At 36.3% G+C, this 20,210-nt stretch carries 19 protein-coding genes, 1 riboswitch and 1 other annotated feature; of the genes, 17 read left to right on the top strand and 2 right to left on the bottom strand.

The annotated features are described in order from the left end of the window. Positions 1-70 precede the first annotated feature (70 nt). Entirely contained in the window at positions 71-697 is a 627-nt protein-coding gene (locus G7Y65_RS05955; protein WP_042493290.1) for a carbonic anhydrase family protein, read from the bottom strand. Positions 698-846: 149 nt separating this feature from the next. Here G7Y65_RS05955 and mreD point away from each other — a divergent pair, with 149 nt between their 5' ends. The 5 genes from mreD (at position 847) to G7Y65_RS05930 (ending at position 5,744) form a co-directional block, all read left to right on the top strand. Further along, a complete protein-coding gene (gene mreD / locus G7Y65_RS05950) occupies positions 847-1,467 on the top strand; it encodes a rod shape-determining protein MreD (RefSeq protein WP_042493292.1) in 621 nt (206 codons plus the stop codon). A gap of 48 nt (positions 1,468-1,515) precedes the next feature. Beyond that, positions 1,516-1,741: a binding site (T-box leader), on the top strand. A gap of 54 nt (positions 1,742-1,795) precedes the next feature. Then, positions 1,796-2,440 (top strand): amino acid ABC transporter permease, encoded by a 645-nt coding sequence (locus G7Y65_RS05945; RefSeq protein WP_042493293.1) that lies wholly within the window; start codon positions 1,796-1,798, stop codon positions 2,438-2,440. A gap of 11 nt (positions 2,441-2,451) precedes the next feature. After that, positions 2,452-3,102 carry an amino acid ABC transporter ATP-binding protein gene (locus G7Y65_RS05940; RefSeq protein ID WP_042493294.1) on the top strand — a complete coding sequence of 217 codons (651 nt, stop codon included), beginning with the start codon at positions 2,452-2,454 and terminating at the stop codon, positions 3,100-3,102. After that, a complete protein-coding gene (locus tag G7Y65_RS05935; RefSeq protein ID WP_206222677.1) occupies positions 3,099-3,932 on the top strand; it encodes an amino acid ABC transporter substrate-binding protein in 834 nt (277 codons plus the stop codon). The genes G7Y65_RS05940 and G7Y65_RS05935 overlap by 4 nt, the downstream gene beginning before the upstream one ends. Positions 3,933-4,082: 150 nt before the next feature. After that, positions 4,083-5,744, top strand: a complete 1,662-nt coding sequence (locus G7Y65_RS05930; protein ID WP_137600659.1) for a formate--tetrahydrofolate ligase — start codon at positions 4,083-4,085, stop codon at positions 5,742-5,744. 75 nt (positions 5,745-5,819) lie between these two features. On the opposite strand, the gene G7Y65_RS05925 is transcribed toward G7Y65_RS05930, so the two are convergent. Continuing rightward, positions 5,820-6,467, bottom strand: coding sequence for a phosphatase PAP2 family protein (locus G7Y65_RS05925; protein WP_042493298.1), 648 nt, complete (start codon positions 6,465-6,467; stop codon positions 5,820-5,822). Positions 6,468-6,650: 183 nt separating this feature from the next. Beyond that, positions 6,651-6,829: riboswitch (Lysine riboswitch) on the top strand. A 95-nt stretch (positions 6,830-6,924) separates the two neighbouring features. On the opposite strand from G7Y65_RS05925, the gene G7Y65_RS05920 reads away from it, so the two are divergent. The 12 genes from G7Y65_RS05920 to murG all read left to right on the top strand — a co-directional run bounded on the left by G7Y65_RS05920 (position 6,925) and on the right by murG (position 20,199). Continuing rightward, positions 6,925-8,400 (top strand): amino acid permease, encoded by a 1,476-nt coding sequence (locus G7Y65_RS05920; RefSeq protein ID WP_165314732.1) that lies wholly within the window; start codon positions 6,925-6,927, stop codon positions 8,398-8,400. Positions 8,401-8,650: 250 nt separating this feature from the next. Beyond that, positions 8,651-10,072: a pyruvate kinase gene (gene pyk / locus G7Y65_RS05915; RefSeq protein WP_042493302.1), complete on the top strand. Its 1,422-nt coding sequence runs from the start codon at positions 8,651-8,653 to the stop codon at positions 10,070-10,072. Positions 10,073-10,259: 187 nt separating this feature from the next. Next, a complete protein-coding gene (prmA, locus tag G7Y65_RS05910) occupies positions 10,260-11,213 on the top strand; it encodes a 50S ribosomal protein L11 methyltransferase (protein ID WP_042493304.1) in 954 nt (317 codons plus the stop codon). Continuing rightward, complete coding sequence (locus tag G7Y65_RS05905; protein ID WP_042493306.1) at positions 11,213-11,956, top strand: RsmE family RNA methyltransferase; 744 nt, start codon at positions 11,213-11,215, stop codon at positions 11,954-11,956. The genes prmA and G7Y65_RS05905 overlap by 1 nt, the downstream gene beginning before the upstream one ends. 19 nt (positions 11,957-11,975) lie before the next feature. Then, positions 11,976-12,356, top strand: coding sequence for a hypothetical protein (locus G7Y65_RS05900; RefSeq protein ID WP_042493308.1), 381 nt, complete (start codon positions 11,976-11,978; stop codon positions 12,354-12,356). Positions 12,357-12,627: 271 nt separating this feature from the next. After that, on the top strand, positions 12,628-13,062 hold the full coding sequence (gene mraZ, locus G7Y65_RS05895) for a division/cell wall cluster transcriptional repressor MraZ (RefSeq protein WP_042493309.1): 435 nt from the start codon (positions 12,628-12,630) through the stop codon (positions 13,060-13,062). A 40-nt stretch (positions 13,063-13,102) separates the two neighbouring features. Then, a complete protein-coding gene (gene rsmH / locus G7Y65_RS05890) occupies positions 13,103-14,047 on the top strand; it encodes a 16S rRNA (cytosine(1402)-N(4))-methyltransferase RsmH (protein WP_042493312.1) in 945 nt (314 codons plus the stop codon). Between the two features lie 24 nt (positions 14,048-14,071). Further along, a complete protein-coding gene (ftsL, locus tag G7Y65_RS05885; RefSeq protein ID WP_042493314.1) occupies positions 14,072-14,461 on the top strand; it encodes a cell division protein FtsL in 390 nt (129 codons plus the stop codon). Position 14,462: 1 nt separating this feature from the next. Continuing rightward, complete coding sequence (locus G7Y65_RS05880; protein ID WP_137600657.1) at positions 14,463-16,646, top strand: penicillin-binding protein; 2,184 nt, start codon at positions 14,463-14,465, stop codon at positions 16,644-16,646. A 35-nt stretch (positions 16,647-16,681) separates the two neighbouring features. Beyond that, positions 16,682-17,677 carry a phospho-N-acetylmuramoyl-pentapeptide-transferase gene (gene mraY / locus G7Y65_RS05875; RefSeq protein ID WP_165314731.1) on the top strand — a complete coding sequence of 332 codons (996 nt, stop codon included), beginning with the start codon at positions 16,682-16,684 and terminating at the stop codon, positions 17,675-17,677. A gap of 63 nt (positions 17,678-17,740) precedes the next feature. Next, a complete protein-coding gene (gene murD, locus G7Y65_RS05870; RefSeq protein WP_042493319.1) occupies positions 17,741-19,102 on the top strand; it encodes a UDP-N-acetylmuramoyl-L-alanine--D-glutamate ligase in 1,362 nt (453 codons plus the stop codon). Positions 19,103-19,104: 2 nt separating this feature from the next. After that, on the top strand, positions 19,105-20,199 hold the full coding sequence (gene murG, locus G7Y65_RS05865; RefSeq protein WP_137600656.1) for an undecaprenyldiphospho-muramoylpentapeptide beta-N-acetylglucosaminyltransferase: 1,095 nt from the start codon (positions 19,105-19,107) through the stop codon (positions 20,197-20,199). Positions 20,200-20,210 lie beyond the last annotated feature (11 nt).

Below are 20,210 nucleotides of genomic sequence, written 5' to 3'. Positions count from 1 at the left end.
AAAAAGGAGAACGAAAGATGACTGTCAGATTTTTAACTGATAAGGTCTTTTCGTTCTCTTTTTTAATTTTTTAATTTGATGAAATAATTGGTCGACCATTTAAAGCTTGTAAGTCACGATTATTGTGAGAATAAAATGTCTTTAAATGATTTAATTGTTCTACTGATAACGTAACAGGCTGCTTTAAGACATACCATTCAACATTTTCAGTCAATGGTGGTGTTGTTAGTGATCCAATATAGTGATAATATGCTTTACTTACTGGCATGATGTCATCAATGGGAATCTCAAAATGCTCGGTTTTGTTCATATGAGCTAATACAGCATCATAAGTTTGGCTAGCGTTTCCACTTTGTACGAGAATAGCTACGACAGCTAAGCGACCATCGCTTGCCTCATGGACAAAATGAATTTCAGCATCATATGAGATATCATTGACAGTATGTTCACTAGGTGTATGAATATGAAATTGTTTTAAACGAAATGGTCTATTACCAATGCTAGCAGTTCCTTCTAACCCAACTTCAATACCAGCGCCAGTATCACGGACATAGTTAGCAAGATGTTTATAATTAAATGATAAAATTGTTTCAAAATTAATTTCAACAGCTAATGTATCTGACAAAGCAATTGGAGATTGCTTATCACCTGATATACGTGTCCAGGCAGCTTGGTTTGAATAGTCTAATTGTTCCATTGGTATTCTCCTTATAAAATATCATATACTTAGTGTAGCAGTTTGGATAAATTATGGAAGAAAAATTTTTGTAAATGAGTTGACGAGTAAGTTCTAAACGGGCTACTATTATGTAGTTACCAATTTTGTAACATTGATGGAGAATAATTATGCTTAAATATGTTAGTACAACGTGGATCCATTTTATTTTAGTGATTATTGCTGTCATGCTTGATGGTGGTATTTCATTATATTTGGCGCCAATATTATTTAAATTACCGATGGCAGCAACGCCATTATTATCATTAATAGTGGTGATGATGCCAGTTATGACAGGCCACACGAAACAAATTAAATCTTATTGGCTATACACAATTGCTTTTTTTGCTGGGTTAGTTATTGATATTTTTTATACGGGTATTATTGGTCCGTCAGCAATTGGTTTTTTATTAATTTTAAAATTAGCTGAATTTATTCAAAGGTATTTAGATTATAGTTGGTTATCGTCATTAGCTGTTTGGTTTGTTTCGACAACAGTTTATATGATTTATGATTACTCTGTTTTTGGTATTATTAATTTAGTTAATCTAAGTATTACGAATTTTATTATGTTTCGTTTATTTCCAACAATAATTGTCAACTTAATGTTATTAATTATTGTATATGAACTTATTATGTATTTATATAATGCAACTAAACAGCCAGATATTTCATCGTATAATGTGACACCAAGAGATTTAAATGGACGGATTATTTTAGATTCGCGCACGCAAAGAAATATGAAAAGATAATGTTGACTTATAAGTTAATTTAATCTATATTATTGTAAACAGTAATTATAAAAAAATTTGATTGGAAGAGTAGTCTAAAAATTTTGTTTAGAGAGTTACGCTAAAGCTGAGAAGTAACCAAGATATTAGATGAACCACACCCAAGATTATTGGAGCCTAATCGTTCCCGTGTCATGACGTTATTCATGAATCCCTTTTAAGTTTAAAGGGATTAGAGTACTAATTAGTAATGATTAGTTAAACTGAGGTGGAACCACGATTAATCGTCCTCAAGCAATTTGTGTGATTGCTTGAGGGCTTTTTTTATTTAATTTTAAGGAGACAACGTATGGACTATATGATGCAAATTTTGCCAAGTTTATTAAATGGGTTAAAAATGACAATTGGTGTATTTGTACTAACATTAATTGGATCGGTACCATTAGGAATGTTGATTTCGTTGGCATTGCGATCAGATATCTATCTACTAAAGTGGGTTATGAATACTTATGTATGGGTAATGCGGGGCACACCACTATTATTGCAAATCGTATTTGTCTACTATGGCTTGAGTCTTGCTAATATCATGACATTACCACGTTTTGAGGCAGCCGTAATTACCTTTATCCTTAACTATGCTGCTTACTTTGCTGAAATATTCCGTGGCGGTATTCAAAGTATTCCACAAGGCCAATATGATGGGGCACAAGTTTTGGGATTAAGTAAATTACAAACGATGTGGAAAATTATTTTTCCACAAGTGACAAAGATTGTAATGCCCTCGGTTGGAAACGAAGTTGTTAACTTAGTAAAAGATTCATCGTTGGTCTATGTCATTGGGTTAGGCGATTTAATGCGTGCTGGTAACATCGCAGCTTCACGTGATGTGACATTAATACCATATTTATTGGTGGGAGTCATTTATTTGATTCTAATTGCTTTAGCAACACTTATTCAACGTCGTATAGAGAAAAAAATGAATTTTTATCGTTAAGGAGTAAGCATATGTTAGAGATTAAGAATTTGGCTAAGGTTTTTGGTGAACGTGTTATTTTTAAAGAAATGAATCTAACAATAAATGATGGGGAAGTTTTGAGTATCGTGGGGCCATCAGGAATTGGCAAAACAACTTTTTTACGTATTTTAGCTGGATTGCTGCCAGCAGATCAGGGTGAATTAGTCTTAGATAATGAATTGTTAGATATTACGGGAAATCGACAAGGCGCTCAGGTGGGGGTTATATTTCAAGATTTTAATTTATTTCCACATTATACGGTGAAGCAAAACGTTGCGTTAGCACCACAATTAGTAAAAAAAGCGACTAAAAAAGAAGCAGAGAATCATGCAGAGGAGTTGTTAAAAAATCTTGGTTTAGCTGAACAAATGAACCAATATCCTTTTCAATTATCAGGTGGTCAAAAACAACGTGTGGCGATTGCAAGAGCTTTGGCAATGAAGCCGGGTATTTTAGCTTATGATGAGCCAACTTCGGGATTGGATGCTGAATCAACAAAACGTGTTGTTAAGGTAATTAATCAACTGAAAACGCAAGGTGTTACGCAATTGATTGTGACGCATGATTTACCCTTTGCACAGGCAGTTGCTGATCAAACGTTTGATTTTGGTGCAGATGTTTTGCGAGGAGGAAGTCTATGATTAAACAAAAAATAAATTGGCGTCGTCAGTTAATCGGAAATGGGTTAGTACTACTTGTCATTGCCGTTATTGCTAGTTTCTTTTGGTATCGAACAATTCATAGCCAAGATACGTGGCGCCAAGTGACAGCTGATAAAACAGTTGTTGTTGGTATTGATGATACTTTCGTACCAATGGGATTTCGTAATAAGGATGGTCAGTTAGTTGGGTATGATGTTGAACTAGCGCGACAAAGTTTGAAAAAAATTGGGCTAAAAGCAAAGTTCCAAGTAATTGATTGGTCAATGAAAGAAACGGAACTAAAGACCGGACACATTGACATGATTTGGAATGGTTATACAAAAAATGCTGATCGTGCTAAAAAGGTTGCTTTTTCCGATTCATATCATCATGATAAACAGGTGATTGTCTCAATGAAGAATCAACAAATTAATAATTTACAGGATTTAAAGGGTAAGAATCTCGGTGCTCAGACCGGCTCTTCAGGTCTGTTAACTTATAACGAGAAGGGAAATAAGTTAAAGAAAATTGTTGGCGCTGATGCACAACCGTATGACACTTTTGATAAAGCGTTGAATGACTTGCAAGTAGGTCGTTTAAATGCAGTATTAATAGATGCTGACTATGCAGGTTATTATATTGCGCATGAAAAGGATCCACAATCCTTTAAAATAATTGATACTAATTTTGGTGAAGATTCGTATGGCGTAGGGATGCGTAAAGGTGACGTCACATTAATCAAAAAAGTTAATGAGGCCCTTGCTAAGTCGAAAGCAGATGGTACCATAGATAAATTATCACAAAAATATTTTGGGGTAGATAATAAATAGTCAAAATGAAAAGTTTATTAATGAATCGTATAGTGTAATAGAACCTATATTTCGTTAGTAAACTTTTTTATTATTGGAATAATTTTATCTGATAATTAAATCATATGATGATATAATGACTGCAATAAATAATAAGAGATGGGGTTAGTTATGAAAACAGATATTGATATTGCACAAGCTGCAGATGTTTGGCCAATTGAAAAGATTGCACAACAAGCAGGGTTAACGTCAGATGAATGGGAACCATACGGACGAGATAAAGCCAAAATTCAATTACATGAGCGAACAAAGCAACAAAAATTGGGTAAACTAATTTTAGTTACGTCGATTAACCCAACACCAGCAGGTGAAGGAAAGTCAACAGTAACGGTTGGTTTAGCAGATGCTTTGGCATCACAAAAACATAAAACAATGGTTGCCTTACGTGAACCATCTTTGGGACCAGTCATGGGCTTAAAAGGTGGTGCTACTGGTGGTGGATATTCACAAGTGATACCAATGGCTGATATTAATATGCATTTTACTGGAGATTTTCACGCTTTAACCAGTGCTCATAATACTTTGGCAGCTTTGGTTGATAACAGTTTGTATCAAGGAAACCCATTTAACCTAGATCCACGACGAATGCTTTGGAAACGAGCACTAGATGTTAACGATCGTGCGCTACGTCACGTTACAATTGGATTAGGTGGACCAACTTCAGGTGTGCCACGTGAAGATGGTTTTGATATTACAGTTGCCTCAGAATTAATGGCGATTTTAACTTTGTCAAAAGATTTAGCTGACATGAAAGTACGTATTTCACGTATTGTGGTGGGATATAATTATAATAAAGAACCGGTAACAGTATCTGATTTAGGGTTTGCAGGTGCCATTACAACGTTGTTAAAAGATGCTATTAAGCCGAATTTAGTTCAAACTTTAGCACATACACCGGCTTTAATTCATGGTGGACCATTTGCAAATATTGCACAAGGAACAAATTCAATTTTGGCCACAAAGTCAGCTTTGCATTTAGCCGATTATGTTGTGACAGAAGCCGGCTTTGGGTCTGATTTAGGTGGTGAAAAATTCTTAGATTTTAAAGTACCATTACTAGGGAAAGTTCCGGATACGATTGTGGTTGTAGCCACGGTACGCGCATTAAAAATGCACGGTGGTGAAGATAAAAAGAACTTGAGCACGCCAAATATAGAAGCTTTGCAAAAGGGATTGGCTAATTTGGGTCGCCATTTAAAGAGTATGAAACGTTATGGTGTACCAGTAGTTGTCGCAATTAATCAATTTACAGCGGATACAATTGAAGAATTAAACATGGTTAAAGCGTATGCTGCTAAATTTGATGTGCCAGCCTATATTGCTGATGTATGGAGTCAAGGTGGGGATGGTGCTCAGGAATTAGCAACAGGGGTCGTTTTAGCGACTGATAAAGCAAAAAATTATCAACCACTATATCAACCCGATGATGAGGCGTTGGTAAAAATCGAACATATTGTTCATGAGATTTATGGTGGTCAAAGTGTTGTGCTGTCAGATAAAGCTGTTAAGCAATTACAAACCTTTAAAAAGTATGGTTGGGATAAGCTACCAATAATTATGGCGAAAACGCAATATTCCTTATCTGATAATCCAAATAAAATTGGTGCTCCTGAAAATTTTGATATTCATATTCGTGAATTTATACCAAAATTAGGAGCAGGCTTCTTAGTGGCATTGACTGGTTCAGTGTTAACAATGCCCGGATTACCAAAGCATCCAGCAGCATTAGATATAGATATTGATAATGAGGGTCATATCATTGGCTTAAATTAATAAAAAATAACAGAGGTGGCAAAGCTTAATGCAGCTTGCCACCTCTGTTTGGTTAAATCATAATTTAAGGGTGAATTAATACCATGAGTTACTAAATCCTTTGCGTCGGTAAAAATCAGGCGCATATACACGATAGCCATTTTCAGAAAATTGTAACCAAACAAGTGCTAGTAACCAGCCAGCTAGTGCCGATGCCAAGTTATAATTTGGTAACAAAATTGTTGTGATAAAAGTAGCTACCCAACTGAGCAATAAAATGGTTTGTAACATAAATTGGAAGCTACTACGGTAAATTTCTGGGACGATAATTAATAAAAAGTATGAAATTAATAGGGTCATATAAAAAGTAGAATGTGCAGGATATATGACTTGTACACCATTTATTTTACTTTTAAATAAAAGCGAAGCGATATTGATGATTAAGAAACCACCCACGTTTGTAATTAATACCCATGTAGCTGGAATTTTAAATTTAAAGCCCCATAAGAAAAAAATGATTAAAAATGACATGAAAAATAAACCAAACCCATGACTAAAAAAGTAAAAAGGTTTTAAAAATTTTTCCAACCAATTTGGAATAACGGTCTGTGTGATAGAATGGTCTACTTGCATAAGCGAATGTAATAAACCGCTATTGTGGTAAGTTATTATTGAAATAATAATAAAAAGAATTAGACTAACTACCATCGTTACAAAACGAGTACGTGATTTAGCAATAATCATAAGTGAAACTCCCTTTTGCATCTCGGCAAATGTAAGATACATACTTGTGCTTAGTTATTTAAGTTTAACACGAAGGTATGTTAAACACATATATGTGCAAGATATTTAAGAACTATTTTAGTTTATGTAAAATAATTCTTGACAATTCGTCAATTATTAAAGTAAAATTAGCAATGAAATTAAATAATATATAGAGGTTGCAATCAACAAAAGTCATTTAACGGAGCTGGTGAGTTAGGATGTTAAATAAAAGGGGCGATTGCCGAAATAATGATTATGACAATAATCATTGTTGGTGTGTACATGAATAATGGACAGATTGTCGCGACAAAAATGGTCGGTCGCGGAGAGCTATCGACAATACTAAAGACTAATGAGTTCCTAGTTTATACGATAGATGTGTAAACTAGGTTTTTTTTATTTTTTATAGTGCGTTAGGCCTTATTTAGGAGGAATTATGACTGATAATCAACAAGAGACGGGGCATCTAAAAAGAGCGATGAAAACCCGTCATCTCTCAATGATTGCTTTGGGAGGAACTATTGGAACAGGGTTGTTTGTCGCTTCAGGGGCAACGATTTCACAAGCTGGTCCACTAGGTGCATTAACTGCCTATGCTGTAATAGGCGTTATGGTTTACTTTTTAATGACTAGTTTAGGTGAAATGGCGACTTATATGCCAGTTGCCGGGTCTTTTTCAGTTTATGCTGATCGGTTTGTTGATCCAGCATTTGGCTTTGCAATGGGATGGAACTATTGGTTTAATTGGGCAATTACTGTAGCAGTAGAAGCAGCAACGGTTGGTGTTGTGATGGGATTTTGGTTGCCTGATGTACCAAGTTGGATTTGGTCAGCAGCAGTATTAATTTTAATTACAGCAATTAATTTATTGTCAGCCAAAGCGTATGCAGAAACTGAATTTTGGATGGCGATGATTAAAATTATTGCTGTTATTGCCTTTTTGCTAGTTGGATTATTAACAATATTGGGAATTGTTTTCCATCAACCAGATGTTGCACGTAATTTATCGGCTGGTGGTAACTATGGCTTTGTTGGTGGTTTTGGTGGTATTTTGTCAGTCTTTATGGTCGCAGGTTTTTCATTTCAAGGGACTGAAATGGTTGGGATTACGGCTGGTGAGTCTGAAACACCAGAAAAATCAGTGCCTGCAGCTGTAAAGCAGATATTCTGGCGGATTTTGCTGTTTTATATTCTTTCTATTTTCATTATTGGTGCAATTATTTACTATAAGGATCCAAACTTGCTACGCTCAAGTGAAACTAATGTATCCGTGTCACCATTTACGCTAGTATTTAAATCGGCAGGATTAGCAGCAGCAGCTTCAATTATGAATGCGGTCATTTTAACGGCTGTTGTATCATCGGCTAACTCGGGGCTTTATGCATCGACTCGTATGCTTTATGCCATGGCTGTTGATGGGATGGCACCTAAGATATTTAAAAAGGTTAATGCTAAGTCAGGAATTCCAGTTCCAGCTGTCATAGCAACGGTTGTTGTTGGTTTACTTACTTTTGTAACCTCAATTTTTGGTCAAAACTTGTATTATTATTTGGTAGCAGCATCTGGTTTGACTGGATTTATTGCATGGATTGGTATTGCTATTTCACATTATCGATTCCGTCGAGCTTTCACAGCGCAAAACCGTGATGTAAATAAGCTACGTTATAAGGCAAAATGGTTCCCAGTTGGCCCAATAATTGCATTGACGTTATCAATTATCGTCGTCATTGGTCAAGATACGGCTTCGTTTAAAGGTTCAATTATGGACTGGAATTGGCCCGGCATTATTACAACTTATATGGCATTGCCTTTGTTTGCAATCTTATACTTTGGTTATAAAATTAAACATCATACAAAATTACGTAAGTTAACGGAAGTGGACTTAGACACTGATGCACGTTCGCTAGACTAATTAAATGGTTATTAAGAGATTAGAACATCTTGTTCTAATCTTTTTTATATGTCATTATTTACAAATTAAATTCTATTTTATGATAGCGCTTTAATTGTTATTGTAAGTGCGTTTTTATTTTTTTTTAACGTAAGGTGTTCTAATAATGAAACAAATGCTGAGTTGAACTGGTATACAAAGATAGTGATAAATAGTACAATGATTGCAGATAGAAATACCAATATCTTTTACTAAGGAGAAATTTTTAATCATGAAGAAGACCAAGATTGTTTCAACGCTTGGACCAGCCAGCTCTGATGTGGAGACGATTACTAAAATAATCGAATCTGGCGCAAATGTTGTCCGTTTCAATTTTTCACACGGTGATCATGAGGAACACTTAGGACGAATGAATGCTGTTCACGAGGCTGAAAAAGCTGCTGGCAAGAAGGTTGGTTTCTTGTTGGATACAAAGGGTGCGGAAATCCGTACTACCGTACAAGAGCCAGGTAAGATTGAATTTAACATTGGTGATGTTGTTCGTATTTCAATGGACGATACAATTGAAGGAACTAAGGAAAAGATTGCCGTAACATATCCAGGTTTGTATGGGGATGTTCAAGTTGGCGGTCACATCTTATTTGATGATGGTAAGTTGGACATGGTCATCACACAAAAAGATGAAGCTAATAAAGAATTGGTAACTGAAGTACAAAACCATGGTATTTTGGGATCACGTAAGGGTGTTAATGCACCTGGTGTTTCGATCAACTTGCCAGGTATCACTGAAAAAGATGCTGATGATATTCGCTTTGGTTTGAATAATGATATTCAATACATTGCTGCTTCATTTGTTCGTAAAGCTGCTGACGTTCTTGAAATTCGTGAATTGTTAACAGAAGCAAACCATGAAGAAGTTATGATTTTCCCAAAGATTGAATCACAAGAGGGAATTGATAATTTTGATGAAATTCTTGAGGTTTCTGATGGTTTGATGATTGCTCGTGGTGACATGGGTGTTGAAATTCCAGCTGAAAATGTGCCATTGGTACAAAAGAACTTGATTCGTAAGATGAATGCTGCTGGTAAGCCAGTTATTACGGCTACTGATATGCTTGATTCAATGCAAGAAAATCCTCGTCCAACACGTGCCGAAGCTTCCGATGTTGCTAACGCTGTGTTTGATGGTACAGATGCAACAATGCTATCAGGTGAATCAGCTAATGGTTCATATCCTATTGAAGCAGTTGCTACAATGGCTCGTATTGATGAAAAGGCAGAAACGTCATTGGCCATGAATGGTCGTCATGACGACCACTTTGATGCAACAGATGTCACTGAATCAGTTGCAGCAGCTGTTGCAACTGCTGCTGGTAACTTAAACATTAAGGCAATCGTTGCTGCTACTAACTCTGGTTATACTGCAAAAATGATTTCTAAGTATCGTCCAAATGCTGACATTTTGGCATTGACGTTTACTGAGGGTGTTGAACGTATGTTGAGTATCTACTGGGGTGTACAACCAACGATCACTGAACCAATGGGTAATACGGACGATATGATCGAAAAGGCTAAATCAGAAGCTGTTAAGTCAGGTCTAGCAAGCAAGGGTGATACAATCATCGTTACTGCTGGAATTCCAGTGACAACTTCAGGTACAACTAACTTGATGACAATCGTTACAATTGACTAATTTATAAAAAATAAACAACCATAATTTTCGGTAAAATATGACTCAATGATTAGCAGCAGTAAACGACTAATGAGTTCAGTTTGATTATCCCAAAATTATGGCTGTTTTTTTATTTTATCGGTAGTGTGTGGGCGATAATATTATTTTGTGGTATTCTTAATTAAATTAATGTAAACGAGGGATGTTCATGAGTTGGCAAAAAATTGTTGTGGAAACACAAACAGAATCAATTGAAGCAATTAGTAATATTTTAATGACTAATGGCGCAGAAGGTGTTGAAATTGATGATTCTACTGAGTTAGATCATTATCAACCATCAGATGCAACTGTAATGGTTAAAGCGGAAGATATTGTGCATCGTACATCTGGGGCTAGTGTCAGTGGTTACTTTGCTAATGAGGCTGATTTGGTATTGTTAACGAATAAAATACAATCATCAGTAGATGAGTTACCTGATTTTGGGTTAGATGCACACCCTGGGACGGTGACAGTTCAAGCCGTACTAGACGACGACTGGGCAACAGAATGGCAAAAATATTACCATCCAGTACGTGTTACAAGACACATTACTGTTGTGCCAAAGTGGGAAAATTATCAACCAATACAAAAGGATGAACAAGTTATTGTCTTAGATCCAGGTATGGCTTTTGGAACTGGTACACACCCAACCACAAAGTTAATGATACAAGCACTGGAAGTTGTTGTTCGCGGTGGTGAAACCGTTATTGATGTTGGCACTGGTTCTGGTGTGTTAGGAATTGCAGCTCGTTTGTTAGGTGCTGGTGATATTTTAGGAACAGATATTGATGACGTTGCAGTGGCATCAGCACAAGGTAATGTTGACCTTAATCCGCAGGCGGCTGATATGCAGTTAATGGTTAGTGATTTATTAAATGATGTACCAAATAAACAGTACGATATTGTTATTGCTAATATGTTGGCAGAGGTATTGGAATTATTGATACCAAAGGTTAAAAATGTTTTACAGCCTAATGGACGGTTTTTATTATCTGGTATTTATTATGATAAACGAGATAAAATGATTTCTGATTTGCAAGAAAATGGGTTAGTTGTTGAACAATCAATGAAATTAGGTGATTGGTACGGTATTATTGCTAAATTTAATCGTGAGGACAATTAATGCAAAGATATTTTTTAGATGAAACACCAACTGGGCAACAATTTAAATTACCTGAAACTGTAGCACATCATTTTATAACGGTGCTACGTAGTCGAGAAGGAGCTAAAGCTGAGTTCGTATTGCCTAATAGTCAAGATGTCATCATTGCTGAAATTTCAGAATTACATGATGATTATGTGTTGATGACAACGATATCTCAACAAACATTAGCTGTTGAATTGCCGGTAGATGCTACAATTATTATTGGACTAGCTAAGGGAGATAAATCAGAATTTGTTGTTCAAAAAGCAACTGAATTAGGTGCACATCATATAATTATTGTCGAAACAGACTGGTCTGTTTCTCATTGGGGCTCAAAGGCAGCTAAAAAAATAGCACGGTTAAATAAAATAGCAGTGGCAGCTGCAGAACAATCACATCGTTTAAGGATACCTGATGTGACGTATGTGCCTAAGCTATCCAGGTTGTCATTACCAAAAGAAATGATAAAAATAGTAGCTTGGGAAGAAAGTGCTAAAAAAGGTGAAACAGGTCAATTAGTGCAAAAATTACAAGCTTTGCAGCCTGATGATGCGATTTGTTTTTTATTTGGTCCTGAAGGTGGACTAGCACCATCAGAAATTGAATACTTGTTAGCAGATGGTTTTGTAGCTGCTGGACTAGGACCTCGGATTCTACGAGCAGAGACAGCACCAATATATGCATTAAGTGTTTTAAGTTATGTAATGGAATTAAATAAATAGTAAATATAGAGGTTTTTAGATGAAAAAATTTAATAAAACTTTTGATTGGCGTTTTTGGATTTGGATGCCAATTTTGGGCGTATTATTGCCTTATATTTTAAATAAGACAGCTTTAACTGTGAACTTTAAAATAATTGTGTCACTCTTTATTGTTAACATGTTATTTAGTGTTCTGACAGGAATGTTTTTACGAAAAACAGGATCTAATTGGGCGCTTCTACTTGTTTGGCCAATTGTTTACTTAGTATCAATTTGGTTGCAAATTAATTCAGCTTTCTATGGTTATTATTTAGCAATCTTATATTTAATTATCGAAATTTTTGCCTTTACAAGTGGGCAAGAAGAAGAATTGGATTTTGAAAAACAAATTCCAGTTGACGGCGGTTTTCGTGAAGTTTAACTTTAAGCTTAAAAAGCGTTATCAGATTATCTGATGACGCTTTTTTTGTGTTTAAAAATACCCACAATTGTAAGAATTATGTCAAAAAAACGATTGCATCCCTATATATCAATATTTATGTAAGCAAATCTATTGAAAATAATGGTGGATAATGGTGGGGAAAGGTGGTTGAAAGTGGGATATTGTGGTAAATTAAGAGTATTGAATTGTTAAATAAATTAGTGAATTGTATCTATTAATAATACGAATTTTTATACAGGAGGATCAGCTGATGTTCATGGGAACGTTTCAACATGTTTTAGATACTAAAAACCGGCTGATTATCCCGGCAAAATTTCGTAATCAACTTGGTGAATCTTTTGTGATTACACGTTGGATGGATCATTCTCTACGTGCCTATACGCTTGAAGGATGGCAAGACTTTTCAAAAAAAATTAATGCATTACCTGAAACGAATACTAAAGCGCGTCAATTTAAGCGGTTTATTTTTGGTGGTGCTGTTGAAGTTGAATTTGATAAACAAGGACGTATCAATCTCTCACCAACATTGCGTAGTTATGCACAAATCAAAAAAAGCGTGACAGTCTTTGGAATGGGCGATAATATCTTCGAACTATGGAGTACTGAAAAGTGGCAAGCATATGAAGATAATACTGCCGAAAATTTTGATGACATTGCAAATGGATTGGAAGAACTAGAATTTTAATGTTAGTTCGAAAAAAGGTTTGAAGGGAACAAAGAAGCCAATGACAGAGTTTAAACATGTAACAGTGTTATTAAAAGAAGCGATTGAGGCACTAAACGTTAAACCAGATGGCGTATATGTTGATGCGACACTCGGTGGTGGTGGGCACTCGCAACTATTAGCAAGTAAATTAACAACCGGTAAGCTATGGTCATTCGATCAAGACGAAACGGCAATTACATTTAATCAGGAACATCTTAAAAGCGAATTAGCACAAGGGAAAATTGATTTCATTCAAACTAATTTTCGTAACCTTCATGATGCGTTGGTTGAGAATGGGGTACCATCTTTTGATGGCATTGTTTATGATTTGGGTGTTTCGTCACCACAATTTGATGATGGTCAACGCGGCTTTTCATATAACTATGATGCCCCACTTGATATGCGTATGGATCAATCACAAGACTTAACGGCGCGAATAGTAGTTAATGAATGGTCATTTCATGAGTTATTGCGTATTTTCTCACGTTATGGTGAAGAAAAGTTCGCTAAGCAGATTGCTCGTAAAATAGAACATGAACGCGAAATCAAACCAATTGAAACGACATTTGAATTAGTAGATATTATCAAAGATGCCATCCCTGCTGCTGCACGGCGCAAGGGGGGACACCCGGCTAAGCGGACTTTCCAAGCAATTCGCATTGCCGTTAATGATGAATTAGGTGCTGTGGAAGATTCGTTAGCGCAAGCGTTAGAAATGGTAAACGTTAATGGTCGTATTGCAGTGATTACTTTCCACTCACTAGAAGATCGTTTAGTAAAGACAATGTTTAAAGAAAAAGTAACAATTCCAGACTTACCATCTGGATTGCCAATTATTCCAGAAGAAATGCAACCTGATTTTAAATTAGTCGTACGCAAGCCCATTTTGCCCTCCGAAGAAGAATTAGCAATAAATCGACGGGCACATTCTGCTAAGTTACGGGTTATTGAAAGAATCAAGTAAAACACTGATAGAGGAAGGCTTATTATGGACGGACTGCCAAAATACCGTAATAATTACAATGAAAATGTCGTTAGTAAACCAATTAATCAACCAAAAGTCAAAACAAATAGTCAAAGTAGAGCTAAAAAAATAAAATTAGCTAAACCTAAGTGGAATGCTATGGATTTTGTCATGGTTGGTGCTGTGGTAGTGACTATTATCGCGGCTGCATTTTTAGTGATTTTTACGGCAAATAAAAGTACAACAGCAAATACACAATTAGCAGCAACTTCAGCGCAACTAGAACAAGTACGCAATAAAAACAATACATTAAAGCAACAAGTCAGTGATTTATCAAGCCCTAAACGATTAAACAGCATTGCTGAAAAAAATGGGTTAACACTGAAAAATCAAAATATAAGGAACGTAAAGTAGCATGGTAAAAAAACAACGGATGCCAAAACGTAACCAAGCGGATAAAAATAGTCGCAATACAGGTAAACTTTTGCTTATATTGATGATAGGTGTGTTGGTTGTGTTAGGAATCCGTTTTTCTAGTATCTCAATCACAAAAGAGGTAAAAGGTCATAAATTAGACCAAGCAGCGCAACTAATCTATCAAAGTCAAAATGATATTCCTGCGAAACGTGGTGAAATTTTTGATGCTGTGGGTAATCCCCTAGCAGAATCCTCAACAACGTATACATTGGCTGCTGTATTAGATAAAAATCAAAAATCAGCAAAAGGTAAACCAATGTATGTTAAAAAAACGCAAGACGCTAAAGTTGGTAAACAGCTAGCAGACGTCCTGGGTGGTGAAGCCGAATTCTATGAAACATCGATAAAAAATGGACGAAAAAGTAATTTACAGCAAGTTCAGTTCGGTACAGCTGGTTCGAATTTGAGTGTTCAAAAATATAAGCAATTGAAGAGTCTGAATATTCCGGGGTTGACTTTTACCAGTAGTGAATCAAGGCTTTATCCCAATGGTACATTTGCATCAGACCTAATTGGTATTACTAAAAAAGAACATCATGACGGTGGTCAAACGATTTCTGGCGTCTCAGGAATGGAACAATCCTGGAATAAAAAATTGACTGGTCATAATGGTGTCAAAACAACGTCAACAGATTCTACTGATCATAGTGTTTCAAAGAAAAACTTAGCTGTTAAAAATGGTTATGATATTTACACAACGATTAATATGAAATTGCAATCAAACCTTGAAAAAAGTATGCAGCAATTATCTGATGATATGAAGCCCAAGGCTGCAATAGCCGTCATGATGGATACAAAAACAGGTAAAATTGTGGCTACAACGCAGCGACCAACTTTCAATGCCCAGACAGGTGAAGGACTAGGTGACTTATGGACTAATCAGTTATATGGCACAGCGTTTGAACCCGGTTCTGTCTTAAAGGGAATTACATTAGCTGCTGCAATTGATACGGATAATTGGAATCCAAACGCCCTCTATAAATCTGGAACACTTAAAATTGGTAATAAAAAAGTTACTGATTGGAATAATGGTGAAGGATGGGGAACAATTAGTTATGCGCGTGGAATTGCAGCATCATCCAATGTTGCGATGGCCTTAACTGAACAAAAGATGGGGCCAAAAACATGGCAGAAGTACCTTAATAGATTCCAATTCTTAAAGTCAACCAAATCAGGCTTTCAAGATGAAGCCGTTGGAAATATGCAGTTCCAATATCCAATTGAACAGGCTAATACGGCATTTGGTCAAGGTATCTCAGTGACACCTTTGCAAATGATTCAGGCATATTCAGCTATTGCAAATAATGGTAAAGAATTACGTCCACAAATCATTGAAAAAATTGTTGATCCAAATACAAAGAAGGTTGTTTCACAACCAAAACCAAATGTTATTAGTAAGCCAATTAGTAAGGAAACGGCTAAGGAAACGCGTAAGCAATTAGAAGATGTTATCTACTCAGAACATGGTTTAGGAAAAGACTATGCGATTCCAAATGTTAGAACAACTGGTAAATCAGGTACTGCTCAAATTGCAACTGCCCTTGGGTACTCAGCACCTGGTAATAATAGTGATGAAATTCATTCATGGATGGGGATGGCACCGTCTAATAATCCGCGGTATTTGATGTATATTGTTACTAAACAACCGCAGAAAAATACGGAAAATATTACCAAAGATATGTCAGACGTTTTCAAGACTAATATGCAACAAGCGCTCGATTTATCAGATAATGATAACAAAGTTGTTGTGAGTGAAAATCAACAGGTTAAAGTTCCAACAGTTGTTGGTGGATCGGTTAGTGATGCCCGTAAAGAAATTAAAGCAAATCATCTAACACCAGTTATTATGGGAGATGGCAATACGGTTAAATCACAATCACCAATGGCTAGTGATGAATCATTGATTGATCAACGCGTCTTTTTGAATACTGGTAAAAATATTACTATTCCCAATATGCATGGCTGGGCAAAAAGCGACGTCTTATCATGGGCACAGATGGCCAATGTAAAGGCAATTATTAAAGGTAATGGATTTGTAACCACACAGTCGTTGAACAAGGGAACCGCCCTATCTGATGGTTATCATGAAATTACAGTTGAATTTAAAAAACCAAATGAATAAAGATAAAAACACATGTGAGTGAGAGGAGTAGTCGAATGTCGACGTTTTTACTGGGACTAGTATTTAGTCTGATTGTTACAGTATTAGTAGTACCACGGTTACGTGATTGGTTTAAGAAAATCAAGGTTGCGCAGTTGGTGATGCGAACAGGTGAGCATGAACCAGATCACGCTGCAAAAGCTGGCACACCAACAATGGGAGGCGCAGCATTTATTCCAGTCGTTGTGATTGGATTTATTCTATTATCATTAGTTACTAATAATACGGGCTCAACTGGATGGGCAACTTTAATTGCGATTATTGTTTTTGCAATTGTTGGCGCTTTTGATGACAGTATTAAGGTATTTAACCACCGTGATGAAGGCTTACGCTTTTTGCCAAAATTATTTTCTGAAATTGCTGCCGCTATTTTAGGGGTCATTGTTTTGGCCGTTGGCAAGTTCGACTTTTTCCTAACTTTACCGTTTGGTTTAGGTGAGTTGCACAGCATCGTCGTTTATACCTTGTTTACAATTTTTTGGTTAGTGGGTTGGTCAAATGCTACTAACTTAACTGATGGTTTAGATGGTTTAGCCTCAGGAACAGCGATTATTGCTTATGTTGCTTACTTAGTGATTGCAATTGTTCAAGGCGATATGACAATGGCTTTGTTAGATGCTTTGATGGTAGGGGCTCTGTTAGGATTTCTAGTGTTTAATCATTATCCTGCAACAATTTTTATGGGGGATACTGGTTCACTTGCATTAGGGGCAGGTTTAGCTATGAATTCATTAGTGTTACATCATGAATGGTCATTGTTAATCATCGGTTTTGTTTTTATGATGGAGACATTGAGTGTCATTATCCAAGTAACAAGTTTCCATTTCTTTAAAAAGCGTATATTTTTGATGACGCCAATTCATCACAGTTTTGAAAAAGGTGGGTTAACAGGTAATACTGACAAACCTTGGAATGAATGGCAAGTTAATTTATTCTTCTGGGGAATTGGGCTAGTTATGGCTGTTATTTACCTTCTTATTTGGTTCTATTAAACACATAATAAAACATTCATGGGGGTTTCCCCCATATACATATCTAAAAAGAGGTACTAAGTAATGAATAAAAACGTATTAATTATTGGATTTGCTCGTTCTGGTGCGGCTGCAGCAAGCTTATTGTTAAAGGAAGAAGCGCACGTAATTATTTCGGATCCCAAGTTAGATGAAAGTGATACTAAAGTTATTGCATTAAAACAAAGAGGAGCACAATTTACGACTGAACAATCTAGTGCATTGTTGGCCGGCATTGATTTAATTGTGAAAAATCCAGGTATTCCATACACAATCCCTATTTTAGTAGCAGCAAAAGAACAACAAATTCCAATTGTTGTGGAAGTTGCCTTGGCACAAAAATATATTTCAGATAACTGGATTGCTATAACGGGTTCTAATGGTAAAACCACGACGACAGAAATGATTGCTTCAGTGTTGCGAAAAAAATCAACGACTGAAAATCATGTTTTAGTTGCTGGTAATATTGGCGTGCCAGTCAGTGAAATTGCGCCAACAATGGCTAAAGAAGATATTTTGGTAACTGAATTATCGTCATTTCAATTGATGGGGATGCCACAACCTAAGCCTCATATTGCAGTGTTGACTAATATTTTTGCATCACACTTGAATTTCCATGGTAGTCGTGAAAATTATGTTGCAGCTAAAATGAATATTACAAAACATCAAACATCAAATGACTATTTTGTTGTAAATTATGATACAGAAGAATGGCGTAGCTTGGCACAACAAACGAAAGCGCAAGTTATTCCTTTTTCACGACAAGGCAATAGTCAAGCTGGTGCATATTTTAAGGCAGATGCGTTATATTACCAACAAGAACGTATTATGGCTGTAAATGAATTAGGTGTTCCTGGGGAGCATAATATTGACAATGCTTTAGCAGCGATTGCTGTTGGAAAACTGATGGCAATATCAACCAAAGATATTGCACAAGCATTACGTGGCTTTTCTGGGGTTGAACATCGACTACAATACATTGGTAATTTTGATGGTCGAAAAGTGTATAATGATTCAAAAGCAACAGACATTGAAGCAACAGAAATGGCTTTATCTGGATTTAATGAACCGGTTGTTTTACTGGCTGGTGGCCTAGATCGTGGTGATGATCAGATGCGATTATTGTCATCTATTAGAGCACATGTGAAAACTTTGATTGTATTTGGTCAAACGGCTGACAAATTAGCACAAGTTGGTAAGCAATTAAATATTCCGGTGATTTATGCAGAAGATGCACCCCATGCTGTGCAACCTGCATTTTTGCAAAGTAAACCTGGCGAAGTGATTTTGTTATCACCTGCGGCTGCTTCATGGGATCAATTCCCTGATTTTGAAACCCGCGGTAATTTATTTGTTGCTGCTGTTAAAAAAGTGGCGCAGTCACAAGAAAAAAATAGGGAGGCTTAAACATGCGTATTATTGTATCTGGTGGTGGGACTGGTGGCCATATCTATCCAGCTTTAGCAACCGTTAAACGATTGATGGCACAAGAAAAAGACACCCAAGTATTATACATTGGTAGCCAACGTGGTCTTGAGGGAAATATTGTGCCAGATGCTGGCTTTGATTTTAAGCCTTTACGCGTTCAAGGATTTCATCGTTCATTATCTCTTGATAATGTTAAAACCATTTATTTATTTTTAAAAGCAACACGTGAGGCAAAAAAGTATTTGGAAGCTTTTAAACCTGATGTTGTGGTTGGAACTGGTGGCTATGTATCTGGACCAGTATTGTATGCAGCGCAACAAATGGGGATTCCCACTGTTATTCATGAACAAAATTCAGTCGTTGGTGTAACAAATAAGTTTTTGGCACGTAAAGTGACAAAGGTTGGTGTTGCATTTCCAGCAGCGTTACCAGCATTTAAAGATAATTTAGCAACGGTTGTTGGTAATCCACGTGCACAAGAAGTCGTTGATGGTCAAGGAAGTTTTAACTGGGATGAAATTGGGCTGAAGGCGGATGTCCCAACCGTATTAGTATTTGGTGGTTCACAGGGAGCAATTAAGATTAATGCATCAATGGTGGCAACTTTAAATGACTTTGCCAATAAACCTTATCAAGTTATTTTTGTTACGGGTGCTAAACGTTATGATGATGTTAAACAACAGATGGCAGAAAAAAATATTGCAGCAGCTAAAAATGTTGCAGTTGTACCCTATATTAGTAACATGCCGCAATTAATGCCTAGAGTATCACTAGTTGTTGGTCGTGCAGGTGCAACGAGTTTAGCTGAGCAAACTGCTTTAGGAAAACCGATGATTTTGATTCCTAGTCCCTATGTTACTAACGATCATCAAACTAAAAATGCCCGTAGTTTGGCTAGCGCAGGTGCAGCTGAGATGATTACAGAAGACTCACTATCAGGTACAACGTTGTTTGCGACGATTGATCAATTGATGACCGATGATAACAAACGTCAAATTATGGCTAATGCAGCTATGAAGATGGGTGTTCCTGATGCAGCTGATCAATTTATTGCCCTAATCAAGAGTGCCATTTAGTAGGACTCGTG

The sequence above is a fragment of the Weissella sagaensis genome, assembly GCF_010306265.1.
Lineage (GTDB): Bacteria > Bacillota > Bacilli > Lactobacillales > Lactobacillaceae > Weissella > Weissella sagaensis.
Note: the sequence above shows the minus strand (reverse complement) of the source record. Positions and strands in the feature narration are given on the sequence as shown.